Source organism: Pradoshia sp. Z6_59 (genome assembly GCF_058267515.1).
The window spans coordinates 118,991-136,095 of sequence record NZ_JBZCPP010000010.1 but is presented as its reverse complement, the minus strand read 5'-3'; the positions used below and the strand labels follow the sequence as shown (position 1 = coordinate 136,095).

At 37.9% G+C, this 17,105-nt stretch carries 14 protein-coding genes; all 14 read left to right on the top strand.

Annotation, left to right across the window (positions count from 1 at the left end; genetic code table 11):
• Window positions 1–457 precede the first annotated feature (457 nt).
• The 14 genes from AC4D4B_RS12335 to rny all read left to right on the top strand — a co-directional run bounded on the left by AC4D4B_RS12335 (window position 458) and on the right by rny (window position 16,997).
• Window positions 458–1,183 (top strand): GntR family transcriptional regulator, encoded by a 726-nt coding sequence (locus AC4D4B_RS12335; RefSeq protein WP_490995835.1) that lies wholly within the window; start codon window positions 458–460, stop codon window positions 1,181–1,183.
• Between the two features lie 54 nt (window positions 1,184–1,237).
• On the top strand, window positions 1,238–2,326 hold the full coding sequence (locus AC4D4B_RS12330; RefSeq protein WP_490995834.1) for a BMP family lipoprotein: 1,089 nt from the start codon (window positions 1,238–1,240) through the stop codon (window positions 2,324–2,326).
• Window positions 2,327–2,506: 180 nt separating this feature from the next.
• Window positions 2,507–4,042, top strand: coding sequence for an ABC transporter ATP-binding protein (locus AC4D4B_RS12325; protein WP_490995833.1), 1,536 nt, complete (start codon window positions 2,507–2,509; stop codon window positions 4,040–4,042).
• A complete protein-coding gene (locus tag AC4D4B_RS12320) occupies window positions 4,035–5,087 on the top strand; it encodes an ABC transporter permease (protein ID WP_490995832.1) in 1,053 nt (350 codons plus the stop codon). The genes AC4D4B_RS12325 and AC4D4B_RS12320 overlap by 8 nt, the downstream gene beginning before the upstream one ends.
• A complete protein-coding gene (locus AC4D4B_RS12315) occupies window positions 5,088–6,047 on the top strand; it encodes an ABC transporter permease (RefSeq protein ID WP_490995831.1) in 960 nt (319 codons plus the stop codon).
• A 262-nt stretch (window positions 6,048–6,309) separates the two neighbouring features.
• Window positions 6,310–7,587, top strand: coding sequence for an EF-P 5-aminopentanol modification-associated protein YfmF (gene yfmF, locus AC4D4B_RS12310; RefSeq protein ID WP_490995830.1), 1,278 nt, complete (start codon window positions 6,310–6,312; stop codon window positions 7,585–7,587).
• Entirely contained in the window at window positions 7,587–8,873 is a 1,287-nt protein-coding gene (yfmH, locus tag AC4D4B_RS12305) for an EF-P 5-aminopentanol modification-associated protein YfmH (protein ID WP_491000033.1), read from the top strand. Before yfmF ends, yfmH begins: the two co-directional genes overlap by 1 nt.
• Before the next feature lie 242 nt (window positions 8,874–9,115).
• Window positions 9,116–9,841, top strand: a complete 726-nt coding sequence (ymfI, locus tag AC4D4B_RS12300; RefSeq protein ID WP_491000032.1) for an elongation factor P 5-aminopentanone reductase — start codon at window positions 9,116–9,118, stop codon at window positions 9,839–9,841.
• 114 nt (window positions 9,842–9,955) lie between these two features.
• Complete coding sequence (locus tag AC4D4B_RS12295) at window positions 9,956–10,750, top strand: DUF3388 domain-containing protein (protein WP_491000031.1); 795 nt, start codon at window positions 9,956–9,958, stop codon at window positions 10,748–10,750.
• An 18-nt stretch (window positions 10,751–10,768) separates the two neighbouring features.
• Window positions 10,769–11,656 carry a helix-turn-helix domain-containing protein gene (locus AC4D4B_RS12290; protein ID WP_490995826.1) on the top strand — a complete coding sequence of 296 codons (888 nt, stop codon included), beginning with the start codon at window positions 10,769–10,771 and terminating at the stop codon, window positions 11,654–11,656.
• A gap of 81 nt (window positions 11,657–11,737) precedes the next feature.
• On the top strand, window positions 11,738–12,316 hold the full coding sequence (gene pgsA / locus AC4D4B_RS12285; protein WP_490995825.1) for a CDP-diacylglycerol--glycerol-3-phosphate 3-phosphatidyltransferase: 579 nt from the start codon (window positions 11,738–11,740) through the stop codon (window positions 12,314–12,316).
• Window positions 12,317–12,360: 44 nt separating this feature from the next.
• Entirely contained in the window at window positions 12,361–13,608 is a 1,248-nt protein-coding gene (locus AC4D4B_RS12280) for a competence/damage-inducible protein A (protein WP_491000030.1), read from the top strand.
• Window positions 13,609–13,866: 258 nt separating this feature from the next.
• On the top strand, window positions 13,867–14,910 hold the full coding sequence (recA, locus tag AC4D4B_RS12275; protein WP_491000029.1) for a recombinase RecA: 1,044 nt from the start codon (window positions 13,867–13,869) through the stop codon (window positions 14,908–14,910).
• A gap of 527 nt (window positions 14,911–15,437) precedes the next feature.
• Window positions 15,438–16,997 (top strand): ribonuclease Y, encoded by a 1,560-nt coding sequence (gene rny / locus AC4D4B_RS12270; protein ID WP_066100258.1) that lies wholly within the window; start codon window positions 15,438–15,440, stop codon window positions 16,995–16,997.
• Window positions 16,998–17,105: the final 108 nt, after the last annotated feature.

Here is a 17,105-nt window from a genome sequence, read left to right as displayed (position 1 = left end):
TCCCTTTATCTCTAAAGGACCTATTAGTATTAGGAGCTTAGCAAAGGGCTAATAGTTTTCTGGATGGACCATGAAAGCCAGTCTTTCTTAATTAGACAAGAAGAATATGAATGGTATTTTAGTAAAATAGTAAAAGTCAGATACATGTACAAACGGTCAGATTGACGATTAGGTGGAAATTGGGTAGTTTTTAAATTTTTTGTCAGTTTATGCTTTAACAGAATATTTATAATATATAAACTTTTTTTAGTAGGAAAAAAGACTTATATGAATAAAACTCAGGTATACCGTGGTTTTTTCAACATTTTTGTGGAAAAAAACGGATAAGGTAACGCTTCCAAAATATGATATTTTTGTGAATAGCTATTTCTTTCTTTGGTAATACATGATAAATTATGAGTGGTTAGTAGATAACATCAATAGAATGAGAGTGGGAAATTTCCTGGGGGAAAAGAGTATGTCTATCAGACACGACAACCGACAATTATATCTGCAAGTAATCGACAAGATTAGACAGGACATAAGAACCGGTATCTATAAGGAGCATGAAAAATTGCCATCTGAGTCTGAATGGGCCAAAATACTCGGTGTGAGTAGAGCGACATTAAGAGAAGCACTCAGAATACTGGAAGAGGATAATGTGATTATACGCAGGCATGGGGTAGGTACTTTTGTGAATTCCACTCCTTTATTCTCATCTGGAATTGAACAATTAAAGAGTGTGACAGACATGATTCGCGAAGCAAACATGAAACCAGGAACAATTTTTTTAAACTCATTCATAGAGGGTGCAACAGAAGAAGATATGCGAAGGTTCGACTGTCAAATTGAAGATAAGTTTTTAGTAATCGAGCGAGTCAGAACTGCTAATGGGGAACCTGTCGTTTATTGCTTGGACAAGATACCTGTTCGTGTGTTACCGGATCCATCTCTTTATCAAGAGGAATCATTACTTCATGTCTTGGAAAGAACTGCCGGTATACAAATTACATACGCTGTGGCTGATATCGAACCACATGGCTATCACGAAAAGATTTCGCCTATTTTAAATTGCAAGTTAGACACTGCTCTGCTTTTACTAAAACAAACTCACTATGATAGTAAGGACAAACCATATCTATACTCGGCGAACTTCTTTAAAGCGGATACATTTCGCTTTCATATTTTGCGCAAAAGAACATAATTTATGCGCAAAATAAGGGAACTACTGCCAAAAAAAATATAGGGGGTTAAGACCTTGAAGAAACGCAAATTTGGAATAGCATTGTCACTAGTTCTGGCTGCGGGCACAATTTTAGGTGCTTGTGGAAACAAAGAAGAGAAAGGCAACAGCAGTGAAACAGAAGGTAAGGACAATTTCACAGTTGCTATGGTAACAGATACAGGCGGAGTTGATGACAAATCCTTTAACCAATCTGCTTGGGTAGGTATACAACAGTTTGGTAAAGATAACAATCTTGAAAAAGGCAAAAACGGCTATGATTACCTTCAGTCCAAATCTGATGCTGATTACACTACTAACTTAAATCAGCTGGTACGACAAAAATTTGACCTTATTTATGGGGTAGGTTTCTTATTGTCTGATTCCATTACAGAAGTTGCTGAGCAAAATCCTAAGAGCCAATTCGCGTTAATTGATTCTGTTGTAGATGTTGATAACGTGGCAAGTATTACATTTAAAGAGCATGAAGGATCCTTCCTGGTAGGTGTAGTAGCCGCGATGCAAACTAAATCTAATAAAATTGGATTTATTGGTGGAGTAGAAAGTGAACTTATTAAAAAATTTGAGAGCGGATTTATAGCAGGTGTTAAATCAGTTAAACCTGAGGCAGATGTTCAGGTGAAATATGCAGGTGATTTTAATAAAGCTGATATTGGTAAAGCTACAGCACAAGCAATGTATAAATCCGGTATTGATATTATCTACCATGCAGCCGGCGGAACAGGTAAAGGCGTATTTACAGAAGCAGTTAACATCACTAAAAATGATCCAAGCAAAGAAATCTGGGTTATTGGGGTTGACTCTGACCAAGCAGCATTAGGTGATGTACCTGGTACAGACAAAAATGTCACATTAACATCTATGATTAAACGAGTTGATTTGGCAGTTATGGAAGTATCCAATCTTGCTAAGGAAGGCAAATTCCCAGGCGGAGAAAATGTTGAATTTGGTTTAGAAAATGATGCGGTTGATATCGCACCTTCACAAGAAAACTTGTCAGATGATATCAAAACTAAAGTTGCAGAATACAAAGAAAAGATTAAGAGTGGAGAAATTAAAGTACCATCTACTCGTGAAGATTTAGAAACATTCTTAAAAAAATAAGCACTTCCTAGTAAGGGATGAGGATGTGTTCCTTATCCCTTACGATTACCCTGGCTTATGTCAGTCTGACATCAGACCTTTAAGCAATATGGTAAAGGAAAGGTTGCTAAAACAAGATTGGCAACTTTTCTTTTGTCATCTTACTTATGAATCTTCTCTGGAAAAAGGAGTGAAAAAACTGTGGACTATGTTATTGAGATGTTGCACATCCGTAAAGAGTTCCCTGGCATCGTCGCAAATGATGATATCACCTTACAATTAAAAAAAGGTGAGATTCATGCTTTGTTAGGAGAAAATGGTGCAGGAAAATCCACGTTAATGAATGTCTTGTTCGGTCTTTACCAGCCAGAACAAGGGGAAATCCGTGTAAATGGTAAAGAAGTAAAAATTACAAGCCCAAATATTGCAAATGACTTGGGCATAGGAATGGTGCATCAGCATTTCATGCTTGTTGATACGTTCACAGTAACAGAAAACATTATTCTTGGTAAGGAGCCCACCAAAGGTGGAAAAATTGATTTAAAAGAGGCTGCCCAGGAAGTTAGGCAGTTATCAGAAAGATATGGATTGAAAATTGATCCAGATGCCAAGATTTCTGATATCTCTGTTGGTATGCAGCAAAGGGTTGAAATTCTAAAAACTCTGTATCGCGGAGCTGACATTCTTATTTTTGATGAACCAACAGCCGTATTAACACCACAGGAAATTAAAGAGTTAATACAGATCATGCAAAATTTGATCACTGAAGGTAAATCCATCATACTGATTACTCACAAACTGAAAGAGATTATGGAAGTCTGTGACCGTTGTACTGTTATTCGTAAAGGAAAAGGAATCGGTACTGTAAATGTCAGTGAAACGAATCCTAATGAATTAGCGAGTTTGATGGTAGGGCGCGAAGTCGTTTTTACAACTGTGAAGAAGGATGCAAAACCAAGTGGAGAGGTATTGAATATACAAGATCTTGTCGTAAAGGATTCCCGTGGTGTTGAAGCGATTCGAAGCCTTAACCTATCCGTCCGTGCAGGAGAAATACTGGGGATTGCAGGTGTGGATGGAAATGGACAATCTGAGCTGATTGAAGCGATTACTGGCCTGAAAAAACCAGAATCCGGTACTATTTCCATAAACGGGACTGAAATTCAGAAGAAAAGTCCAAGGAAAATCACAGAAACAGGACTTGGGCATATTCCACAGGATCGACATAAATATGGTCTTGTATTGGACTATTCAATTGGCGAAAATATGGTTCTCCAAACATATTATCAACAACCACTTTCAAAATGGGGAATCTTAAATTATAAAAATATCTTTAATAAAGCTCGTACATTAATTAAAGAGTTTGATGTTCGTACTCCAAGTGAGTATACTCCGGCAAGAGCTTTGTCTGGAGGAAACCAGCAAAAGGCGATCATTGCTCGTGAAATAGATCGTAATCCTGATTTGTTAATTGCTGCTCAGCCAACACGCGGTCTTGATGTAGGAGCCATTGAGTTCATTCACAAACGTTTGATTGAGCAACGGGATCATGGGAAAGCAGTATTGCTTGTTTCCTTTGAGCTGGATGAGATTTTAAATGTCAGTGACCGTATTGCTGTTATATATGAAGGTTCCATTGTGGCTATTGTTGATCCTAAGAAAACGACAGAACAGGAGCTCGGATTATTAATGGCAGGAAGTAAGGTTAAGGAAGCGGGGAACGAAGCTAATGTATAAAAGATTATCGAACTTATTAATCCCTGTTATAGCTGTCTTGCTCGGTTTAATCGCAGGTGCTATTGTGATGTGGGTCAGCGGTTATGATCCGATAGCTGGTTATGGTGCTTTATGGGATGGTATATTCTATGATTCCTATGCAATAGGTGAGACAATTCGTCAGGTTAGCCCTTATATTCTTGCAGGTTTAGCCGTTGCCTTTGCATTTAGGACAGGACTTTTTAATATTGGTGTTGAGGGCCAGTTTTTAATGGGATGGTTAGGTGCTGTATGGATCGGAACGTTATTTACTGACCTTCCTAAAATCATCCATTTGCCGCTTGCAGTCATTGTTGCTGCTTTAGCAGGTGCTTTATGGGCTTTCATCCCTGGTCTCTTAAAAGCTAAATTCAGGGTGCATGAAGTTATAACAACCATTATGATGAACTACATTTCTCTTCATGTAGTCAATTATATCATCTCTTACGTTTTAACAGATAACATGGACAAAACAGAAAAGATTGCTCCATCAGCATCTTTACGTTCTGACTTTTTAGCCGAAATGACGATTAACTCCAGATTACACTGGGGATTTGCGATAGCAATTCTTGGAGCAATTATTATGTGGTTTTTATTAGAAAAAACAACAAGAGGCTACGAATTAAAAGCTGTTGGTTTTAACCAGCATGCATCTAAATACGCAGGTATCAGTGTAGATCGCAATATTGTATATGCCATGCTGATCTCTGGTGCTTTTGCAGGACTTGCCGGTGCTATGGAAGGTCTTGGAACATTCGAGTATATTGGTGTAAAAGGAGCACATACAGGAGTAGGTTTTGACGGAATCGCAGTTGCATTACTAGGTGCCAATACAGCGATTGGAGTTGTGCTTGCTGCTTTATTATTCGGTGGATTGAAATATGGTTCATTGAATATGCCAATGGAAACTGGAATACCAACTGAAATCATTGATGTAGTCATAGCTTTAATCATATTCTTCGTTGCATCCAGTTATATTATTCGTCTCATGCTGAGAAAGTTTAGCAAGAAAAAGGGGGTGGAATAAGTGAGTTTTTTAGAGATACTAGCGATACTTGTCCCTTCTACACTTGTTTACGCCTCTCCACTTATTCTGACAGCCCTCGGTGGTGTATTTTCTGAGCGTTCTGGTGTAGTAAATATTGGATTAGAAGGTTTAATGGTAGTTGGTGCTTTTACAAGCATTGTATTTAACTTATCATTTGCGGATACATTTCATGAATGGACTCCTTGGATTTCATTAGTTGTAGCTATGGTAGTTGGTGGGATTTTCTCACTATTGCATGCAGTTGCTTCAATCACATTCAGGGCTGACCAAACAGTCAGTGGGGTAGCCATTAATATGTTGGCACTTGGAGCTTGTATGTTCCTTGTGAAATTAGTATACGGAAAAGGACAAACTGATAAAATTGCTGAACCATTTTACAGTTTTGATATACCTGGTTTAAGTGATATACCTGTATTGGGTAAAATTTTATTCTCAGATGTTTATTTAACCTCGATCCTGGCGATCGTGATAGCTGTGATTTGCTGGTATGCCATTTATAAAACACCGTTTGGGTTACGCCTTCGTTCAGTTGGTGAACATCCAATGGCCGCTGACACAATGGGAATAAACGTTAATAAAATGCGTTATATTGGTGTTATTTTAAGTGGAATCTTGGGAGCTTTGGGTGGAGCTATTTATGCTTCGACTATTGCTCTAGACTTTACTCATGCGACCATATCCGGACAAGGTTTTATGGCACTTGCAGCTATGATATTCGGTAAATGGCATCCAATTGGTGCAATGGGCGCAGCATTATTCTTTGGATTTGCGCAATGTTTAAGTATCGTAAGCTCAATGCTTCCATTCTTTAGTGACATTCCGAATGTATATATGTTAATTTTGCCATATGTATTAACAATTCTGGCTTTAACAGGATTTATTGGACGTGCAGATGCTCCGAAAGCATCCGGTACGCCGTATATCAAAGGAAAACGTTAAAAGCTAAACTCATTCATGATTTAAACAAAGACAAGTGCTGTTCTATTATACGAGCAGTCCTTGTCTTTTTTATTTCTGATCTAATCGGTGTCAATTTTATTTAGCTTGAAAGTAGAAGAGAGAATGAAAGAAGGTCAGGGTCAGATCCTTGATTTACCTTCCATTTAACCTGTATATTCAAACTAAAGGTTTAAAAAAAATCCTTGAGACGAACAATATGGATAAGAACCTGCATAACATTGAGTAAAGGGAGGTCAAAAATATGGCAGTTATTGATGAGATTAAACTAAAACAAGCTGGCATTACTATTCATTTTGTACCAACTAAGAAATTTAAAACAACGACGCTTGTTTGGAAGATGAAAGCACCTTTAAAGGAAGAAACCGTTACATATAGAGCTTTGTTGCCCAATGTCCTGCAAAGTAATACAGCTGCATATCCCACATCTACAGCTTTCCGCTCCCATCTAGATCAATTATATGGAGCTAGTCTTTTTACAGATGTTAGTAAAAAAGGCGAATATCATATTATGAGTTTTCAAATGGAAATGGTAAATGAACGATTTTTATCCCAGCCTGAGCCGCTGTTGGAACAAGCATTTAAGCTTTTACATGATGTTTTAATTAATCCTAATGTAAAGGGAAATGCTTTTGATTCGGAGACAGTTACAAAGGAAAAACGTGCTCTGAAACAAAGGCTTCAGGCTGTATATGATGACAAAATGCGTTATTCTTCATTACGCTTAACTCAGGAAATGTGTATGGAAGAAAATTATCGGCTGGAAGCAAACGGGATTTTAAGCGAAGTCGATGAAATCACTCCTGAATCCTTATACAATTATTATAAAAAAGCATTTGCCGAAGATGAATTGGACCTCTATGTGATTGGAGATTTGGATGAAGACAGGGTAACGCAAATGTCTAGTGAATACTTTCAGTTCACGGAGAGAAAACCGGAACGAGTTCTGCATAATAAACATGATATTGTTGAAGTGAAAGAACTGAAAGAAACGCAGGATATCAAACAGGGTAAGCTGAATATTGGCTACCGTACAAATATCACTTATGGCGATCGAGATTATTTTGCTCTGCAAATGTTTAATGGGATATTTGGTGGGTTTTCACACTCTAAACTTTTCATAAATGTTCGTGAAAAAGCAAGCTTGGCGTATTATGCTGCATCACGCCTTGAAAGTCATAAAGGTCTTTTAATGGTTATGTCCGGCATTGATAATAAAAATTATGATCAGGCAGTAACGATTATAAAAGAACAAATGGAAGCTATGAAAAAGGGCGAATTTTCGGATCAGGAAATGGAACAAACAAAAGCAATTATTAAAAATCAATTGCTCGAAACGATCGACACCTCCCGTGGTCTGACAGAAGTTCTCTATCATAATGTAGTTGCCGCTGTTGATACGCCACTTGATGATTGGTTGTCTTCGATTGATAGGGTAACAAAGGATGAAATAGTGGCCTGTGGAGAAAAAATTCAAATGGATACAATCTATTTTTTAAGTGGAGATGAGGTGAGTGAGTAATGGAGAAACTACTATTTGACCAGCTTCAAGAAGAATTATATTTCGAAAAAATGGATAATGGTTTGTCTGTATATATCCTCCCTAAAAAAGGATTTAATAAAACCTATGCCACTTTTACAACTAAATATGGATCCATCGATAATCATTTTAAAGAGCCTGGTGCAGATGAATATTCCAGAGTTCCGGACGGCATTGCCCACTTCCTGGAGCATAAATTGTTCGAAAAAGAAGATGGTGATGTGTTCCAGCAGTTCAGTAAGCAAGGTGCAGCGGCTAATGCTTTTACATCTTTTACACGAACAGCGTATCTTTTTTCCAGTACAACGGATGTAGAGAAAAATTTAGAAACACTGATTGATTTTGTCCAGGAACCATATTTCTCGGATAAGAGTGTGGAAAAAGAAAAAGGGATTATTGGCCAGGAAATTACCATGTATGATGATAATGCTGATTGGAGATTATATTTCGGTATTATTGAAAATCTCTATCATAATCATCCCGTGAAAATTGATATAGCTGGTACCATTGAGTCGATTTCAGGAATAACAAAAGAACTACTCTATCAGTGCTATAATGCATTTTATCATCCAAGCAACATGCTTCTGTTTATTACAGGGCCATTAGATCCGGAAACAATCATGCAGCAAGTTCGTGACAATCAGGCTAAGAAAAACTTCGACAGCCGTGGGGAAATCGAACGGAAATTTGATGCAGAGCCGGCTAATGTGGCCACAAAAAAACGATCAGCCAATATGCATGTCCAAACGCCTAAGTGTGTGGTTGGATTAAAGGCAAACAATCCAACTCTCCAGGGGATTGATTTATTAAAACAAGAGCTTTCTATCAACCTCTTTCTGGATATGACGTTTGGAAAAAGCTCCGAGTATTATGAAAAACTATATTCTGAAGGGTTAATTGACCATTCATTCTTCTATGATTATACACAGGAATATGGATTTGGCTTTGGAATGGTCGGTAGTGACACAGATAAGCCGGATCGTTTAGAGGAAGAATTAAAAAATATTCTTTTTGCGGCCCGGGACGGAAAAATTTTAACAGAGGAAAAACTGAATTCAATTCGTAAGAAAAAGATTGGTGCCTTCCTCAGGTCATTGAATTCACCTGAATCAATAGCCAATCAATTTACACGATATGCTTTTAATAACATGAAGCTGTTTGATGTTGTGACTGTATTAGAATCTTTGACTTATGATGAAGTGAATAAAGCCGTACAAGAATTAATAGATGAGGATAGAATGTCAGTATTCCAAATACTTCCATCCTGAATGGGTAAGAGCCAAGCCGGAATGGTTTTGGCTCTTTTTATATAGAAATTTCTTTATATGCAAGCAAAACGGACAATTATCCAGCTGTAACTGATTCACTGTTTTACGATAAGTATTTAATAGGATTTAAGAAGCTTTTATTAGAAACTATTGACTATTTTCAATTGGTGGTTTTACTTTTCATCTTCAAGCTTTATAATGAAAAGTATTGTAAGTGTTATTTACGGCAAGGGGTTTTTATCATGAATGGAAAATATGTACTCATTACGGGTGCTAGCGGAGGAATTGGCCAAGCTATTGCATTGCGTTTGGCTGAGGAGGGCTGGAATCTATATCTCCATTATAACCGTAATCTTAGCGGAATTAATTCGCTTTTGGATCAGTTAAAGCCATATCAAATACAGGTTAAAGTAATTCAGGCTGATCTAAGTAAAGATGACGGACATCAAGTAATTATTGACGAAATTAATCAAATTGATACGATTATACTAAATAGCGGTGACAGTCATTTTGGTCTTATAACAGATATAACCGATGACCGAGCCAAACAGATGATTTCATTACATATTACCTCTCCCTTTTTATTAACTAAGGGGCTTGTTCCTAAGTTAATACAAAAAAAAGCTGGCAGCATCATTGCTATTACTTCTATTTGGGGAGAAGTGGGTGCTTCCTGTGAAGTCCTTTATTCAATGGTAAAAGGTGGACAGAATTCTTTTATCAAGGCACTTGCGAAGGAGCTTGCACCTTCTGGAATTCGTGTAAATGCTGTATCGCCGGGTGTAATTTCTACACCTATGCTCGATCGATTCGATTCTGAGGAGCTTAAAGACTTGGAAGATGAAATCCCAATGGGGCGGCTGGGGCTTCCGAAGGATATCTCTGGAGTTGTTTCCTTTGTCCTCTCAGAAGACTCCAGTTATATAACCGGACAGATTATCAGTGTAAATGGCGGATGGAATACATAGGTATTTACTGCTACACTATGTATTTTGCTTTTCACTCGTCTGGAAATCAGATATGATAGGACATAGGGAAAATATTGAAGGAATTTGTCAAATATTTCTCTTAGGGGGAACGGAATGGACAAGAAGGAATGGTATTTTGAATATGAAATTAAAATTAACCGTCCCGGGTTGTTAGGGGATATTTCTTCTTTGTTAGGAATGCTCTCCATAAATATCGTAACCATCAATGGTGTGGATGAGGGAAGAAGAGGTATGCTTCTTTTGGCGAAGGATAATCGCCAAATTGAACGCCTGGAATCAATTCTGCAAACAATGGATACGATAAAAGTAACTAAACTTAGAGAGCCGAAATTAAGAGATCGGTTAGCAGTCAGACATGGTCGTTACATACAAAGAGATGCAGATGATCGAAAAACATTCCGATTTGTAAGAGAAGATCTTGGACTTCTGGTTGATTTTATGGCCGAGCTTTTTAAACAGGAAGGCCATAAACTAATTGGAATCAGGGGTATGCCCCGTGTTGGTAAAACAGAATCGATTGTTGCTGCAAGTGTTTGTGCGAATAAGCGTTGGTTATTTGTTTCTTCCACCTTATTAAAACAAACTGTTCGAAATCAATTAATTGAAGATGAATACAATGAAGATAACTTATTTATTCTGGATGGGATTGTTTCAACTCGCAGAGCCAATGAAAGGCACTGGCAGCTTGTACATGAAATCATGAGACTTGATTCGATTAAAGTTGTTGAACATCCTGACGTGTTTGTACAAAATTCAGAGTATACAATGAACGATTTTGATTATATTATTGAACTACGTAATGACCCGAACGAAGAGATCACATATGAAGCAGTAGACCAACAGTCCTCTTTATTTGGAGGATCCGAATTTGGATCGTTTGATTTTTAGTGATTAGAAGGTGTTTATATGACGGAATTAGGTAAAGTATTAAAGGAAGCCAGAGAGTCTAAAGGATTAACTCTGGATGACCTTCAACAAATAACCAAAATACAAAAGCGTTATCTTGTTGGTATAGAAGAAGGCAATTATGAAATGATGCCGGGCAAATTCTATGTCAGAGCGTTTATTAAACAATATGCTGAAGCAGTTGGATTAGATCCTGAACGGCTTTTTGCGGAGCATCAAACGGATATTCCTGCGGCAGTTCAGCAGGAGGAGCTTCCTCAAAAACTATCTAGAGTGCAATCGAAAAAAACTTTGCCAGTACAGCATTCCAAGTGGATGGAAGTACTTCCTAAAATTTTGATAGCTGTGTTCCTTGTTGCAGTAGTGGCTATTATTTATTACTTTGTTGCAAAAGCGATTGGTAATAATGAAGACACAGGAACAGTTAATCAAAACGGTGATCCTGTAAGACTTGAACAGGGTGAATCCACAAACCAAGAAGAAAATACCAAAGAGAAAGAAGAAACAGAAACAGAAAAAGAAAGTAATCCAGAGAATGCTGAGGAAGATTCTAAAGAACCGGAAGAAGCAGGTTCTGCTGAGTTGAAAGTGACTTCTGCTAATGGAAAAAATACAATATATGAATTAAGTAATACAGATGAATTTAAGGTATCAGTAAAATCTACCGGCGAGACATGGGTATCTGTTAAAAATTCCAAGGGAGAAAATCTCTTCAATGGCGTGATTCAAAATGGAGAAAGCCAGGATTTTGATCTTTCAGATGATAATCAAATTGTCATGAATATAGGGAAAACTCCAGATACTGAAATTTATGTTAATGATGAAAAACTGGAGTATGAAAGTGAACTGATTGTCCAAAACATAACGATTGATTACACGAAGGAGTAAGATTGGAAGGTCATCAATGGATGGCCTTCTCTCGTCTATCCTTTTATAAATAAAATTTAAAAGTAAAGTGAGGAACATCAAGTGAATTTACCGAACAAGATAACAATTTCTAGAATTTGCATGATCCCTGTGTTTATGATTATCATGCTTCCATCTATTGATTGGGGAACCTGGATGATTAACGATGTGGAGCTGCCTGTCTCTCATTTTGTTGGAGCTCTTATTTTTATCATTGCTTCTACAACTGATTGGATTGATGGATACTATGCTAGAAAACATAATCTGGTCACAACCCTTGGAAAGTTTCTTGATCCGTTGGCAGATAAACTTCTTGTATCTGCTGCATTAATTATACTTGTAGGATACGAGTTAGCGCCTGCTTGGATTGTTATTTTAATTATCAGCCGTGAATTTGCGGTAACAGGCCTTCGCCTGGTTCTGGCTGGTGAAGGGGAAGTTGTTGCAGCGAATCAATTGGGCAAAATTAAAACCTGGACTCAAATCATCGCTATATCTGCGTTACTATTGCACAATCTACCATTTGCGTGGATTAATTTTCCGTTTGCTGATATAGCTCTTTATGTAGCTTTATTCTTTACTATATGGTCTGGCTGGGATTACTTTGCTAAGAATAAAGACGCGTTTTTAAATTCTAAATAAGGGTATCATTCTTACTATAACTTGTTAAATTGGCGGGTGACAGAATGAATGCAGAATTAATAGCGGTAGGCTCTGAGTTATTACTTGGACAGATTGCAAATACCAATGCTCAGTTTATATCAAAAAGCCTGGCAGAGATAGGTATTAATGTATATTACCATACAGTAGTTGGGGATAATCCTGTACGATTAAAAAAGGCTATCAAAATTGCAGAATCCCGAGCTGATCTTATTATATACACTGGTGGTTTGGGACCTACAAAGGATGATATAACAAAAGAAGTTGTAGCCGACCATATCGGTAAAACATTAATATCAGATCAAAAAGCCATGGAAAATATTGAGGAGTACTTCAAGAAAATAAAACGTGTGATGACAGAAAACAACCGGAAGCAAGCGTTGATTATTGGAGGATCAGAAGTATTCCCTAATCAAAATGGGATGGCACCCGGAATGGCGGTGTCTCATGGAGATATTCTTCATATTTTACTGCCTGGACCTCCAAGTGAAATGCAGCCAATGCACCAAAATTTTGTAGTTCCTTATCTGTTGAGATTAATGGACAGGGTGGAGCGGATAGATTCACGAGTCCTCCGTTTCTTCGGTATTGGGGAATCACAGCTTGAAACAGAAATAGAAGATTTGCTGGATCAGCAAAGTAACCCGACAATAGCGCCTCTTGCCTCGGATGGAGAGGTAACTCTTCGGATTACAGCTAAACATGAATCTATTGAAGAAGCTGACAAACTATTAAAAGAGACAGAAGAAAAAATTCTTTCACGTGTGGGAGAATATTTTTACGGATATGATGATGCGACCATCATGACTGAACTTATCAATCTTTTAAAAGAAAATGAGCTTACAATATCGGCAGCAGAAAGTTTAACCGGCGGAATGTTTCAGGAAAAAATGACCGATATACAGGGAGCAGGTTTAATCCTTAAGGGTGGTATTGTTGTTTATACCAATGAAGCAAAGAAAAAGCTACTGAAGGTCGAACAATCAACGATAGACCAATATGGGGTTGTCAGTGAGCAATGTGCTATGGAAATGGCTGATAATATTAAAGCCATGCTCCAATCTGATATCGGGATTAGCTTTACTGGTGTTGCTGGACCAGATGAATTGGAAGGCCATCCGGTAGGAACTGTTTTTATCGGTATAGCCATTTCCGGTCAGAAAACGTACGCAAAGAGATTAGACTTAGGCGGTATGCGTGAGGTTAATCGGGTTAGAAGCATGAAGTATGGCTGTCATTTTCTTATCAGAAAGCTGAGAGAGTTATATGCATAATGGAAAACCCCAACTTATATGGTTGGGGATTTCTATTGTTTATAAAATCGAGATAATTTCAGTTTTACACTAATTACTGCTAAAAGCATCCTATTTGCTAGAGAGTTTCTTTAAATTTATCAGCAAAATTACCATTAAAATGATACGAATAAATGTTCGCTTTTTTACTTGTTAAATGGGGACAGATGAGGTATAGTATAAATAAGTTCTAAATTATACATGTAATGTTTTTATATAGATATGGGGAGGAAATAAACTGTGAGTGAACGTCAAGCTGCGCTCGATATGGCGCTAAAACAAATTGAAAAGCAATTTGGTAAAGGTTCAGTAATGAAGCTGGGGGAAAGAGCAGACAGAAAGGTTTCTACCATTCCAAGTGGTTCGCTTGCTCTTGATTCAGCCCTCGGTGTGGGTGGATATCCAAGAGGTAGAATAATCGAGATTTATGGACCGGAGAGCTCCGGTAAAACGACAGTAGCTTTACATGCAATTGCTGAAGTACAGGCGAAGGGTGGACAAGCAGCCTTTATTGATGCAGAACATGCTTTAGATCCGGCATATGCACAAAAGCTTGGCGTAAATATAGATGAATTATTACTTTCCCAACCAGATACAGGTGAACAGGCATTGGAAATTGCTGAGGCACTTGTACGAAGTGGTGCAATTGATATTATTGTTGTTGACTCAGTGGCTGCTTTAGTACCAAAAGCTGAAATCGAAGGTGAAATGGGAGATTCTCATATGGGTCTACAAGCCCGTTTAATGTCCCAGGCTCTTCGTAAACTTTCTGGATCCATTAATAAATCTAACACAATAGCAATCTTTATCAACCAAATCCGTGAGAAGATTGGTGTTATGTTTGGTAACCCAGAAACAACTCCAGGTGGTCGTGCCCTTAAGTTCTATTCTACGGTTCGTCTTGAAGTAAGACGTGCTGAACAACTGAAACAGGGCAATGATATTGTAGGGAACAGAACCAAAGTTAAAGTTGTTAAAAATAAAGTGGCTCCACCGTTCAAAGTGGCAGAACTTGATATTATGTATGGTGAGGGCATTTCCAAAGAAGGCGAAATCATCGACATTGGCTCTGAGTTGGATATTGTTGAAAAGAGTGGCTCATGGTATTCATACAATGGTGATCGCTTAGGACAGGGAAGAGAGAATGCGAAACTCTTCTTAAAAGAGAATCCAGATGTTCGTGATGAAATTTCCATTAAAATTCGCTCAGCATATGGATTAAACGGTGAAGCGAAAGTGGTTGAACCAGCAGAGGAAATGGATAAATTTGATTTACCTGAATAAGTAGTTTGTAATGGGCAAACCTGGTTATGGGTTTGCCCTTTCTATAGGTGGACCTCAGGGCATGCTTTTATATAAAATTAATCTGTTTCTGAAGAGAATCATGATTTAGTTAGTGTCTAGCTAAGAATCCAATCAGTAAGTGTTGTTACTGGAGAGAAATTATTCAGCAACTTCATTAGCAAAGATGAGAAATACTTAAAAATTTCTATGGATTTTGTACTATTACACAACTTAATAGGAAGCAGCTATGGTAAAAGTGGAAGGCTTAATTGGAATCTACGAATTAGGTGGATAGGTTCACAAAATTTGTTTATATGTCTGTATTTTCTAAAAACGATTAAAAGAGCGTCGGGACTTGCTCTTGACAACAAATTTTCATAACTTTACAATAGAAATGTATTAATATCTTTTTTTATGACATGCCTAAAAGCGATTGTGCTGTATATTTTTAGATGATGTACATGCCAGAATTGAAAACAATGTAGTAAAAGAGATTAAAAAAGTTAATAGCAAGAGGAGGTGTAATGATGGATCCAATCGCTATCATCTCCATTTTGCTTGGCCTAATTGTTGGTGCAGTTGTTGGCTATTTGTTAAGAAGATCTATAGCTGAATCTAAAATATCCGGCGCAACGAACGCAGCTGAAAAAATTATTGAGGACGCAAAGCGTGAAGCGGACGCCTTGAAAAAGGAATCCCTTCTTGAAGCAAAGGATGAGATTCATAAGCTTCGGACTGATGCTGAAAAGGAAGTTCGTGATCGACGAACTGAATTACAGAGACAGGAAAATCGAATTCTACAAAAAGAAGAGAATCTGGACCGTAAAGCAGACTCTCAAGATAAACGTGAGGCTTTATTGGAGAAGAAAGAAGATTCTCTGAACCAAAGACAACAGCATATTGAACAGATGGAAAGCAAAGTGGACGAGATAATTCAAGCTCAAAGTTCTGAACTTGAACGTATTTCTAGCCTGACTAGAGAAGAAGCAAAAGCCATTATCCTTGATCGTGTTGAGAAAGAGCTATCACATGATATTGCAATCATGATGAAAGAGAGCGATAACCGAGCGAAGGAAGAAGCGGACAAAAAGGCACGTGAAATCTTGTCACTTGCGATTCAACGTTGTGCAGCAGATCATGTGGCCGAAACGACCGTTTCTGTTGTTAATCTTCCAAATGATGAAATGAAAGGTCGAATTATCGGTCGAGAAGGACGTAATATTCGAACACTTGAAACGTTGACAGGAATCGATTTAATTATTGATGATACACCTGAAGCTGTCATTTTATCTGGATTTGACCCAATTAGACGTGAAACTGCGAGACTTGCCCTTGAAAAACTTGTTCAGGATGGGCGTATCCATCCGGCTCGTATTGAAGAAATGGTTGATAAAGCAAGAAGGGAAGTCGATGAGCATATCCGTGAAATCGGTGAGCAAACAACATTTGAAGTTGGGGTTCATGGCTTACACCCAGATTTAATAAAGATCCTAGGCCGTTTAAGATACCGTACAAGCTATGGTCAGAATGTGCTTAAACATTCCATGGAGGTAGCTTATTTATCAGGCTTGATGGCAGCAGAGCTTGGTCAGGATATTACATTGGCAAAGCGTGCCGGATTATTGCATGATATTGGTAAAGCGATTGATCATGAAGTAGAAGGAAGCCATGTGGAAATAGGAGTGGAACTTGCTACGAAGTACAAGGAACACCCTGTTGTCATTAATAGTATTGCTTCTCACCATGGAGACGCGGAACCAAAATCTATAATTGCCATCCTGGTAGCAGCAGCTGATGCATTATCTGCAGCTAGACCTGGGGCTAGAAGTGAAACGCTTGAAAACTATATTCGTCGCCTTGAAAAACTTGAGGATATTTCTGAATCCTATGAAGGTGTTGAAAAATCATTTGCAATCCAGGCTGGACGAGAAGTTCGTATTATTGTTAAGCCTGAAAGTATTGATGATTTAGAGGCACACCGTTTAGCCAGAGATATCAGAAAACGTATTGAAGATGAACTGGATTATCCGGGACATATTAAAGTGACGGTTATTCGTGAGACCAGAGCAGTTGAATATGCAAAATAAAGCGGTGTTCGTCACCGCTTTATTTTTTTGGAGATCGGAACTTTTTTAAGCAAAAAAGTTAAACTATACCAAAGATAATCTTGGATTAGTTTCAAAGAAAGGAAAGCG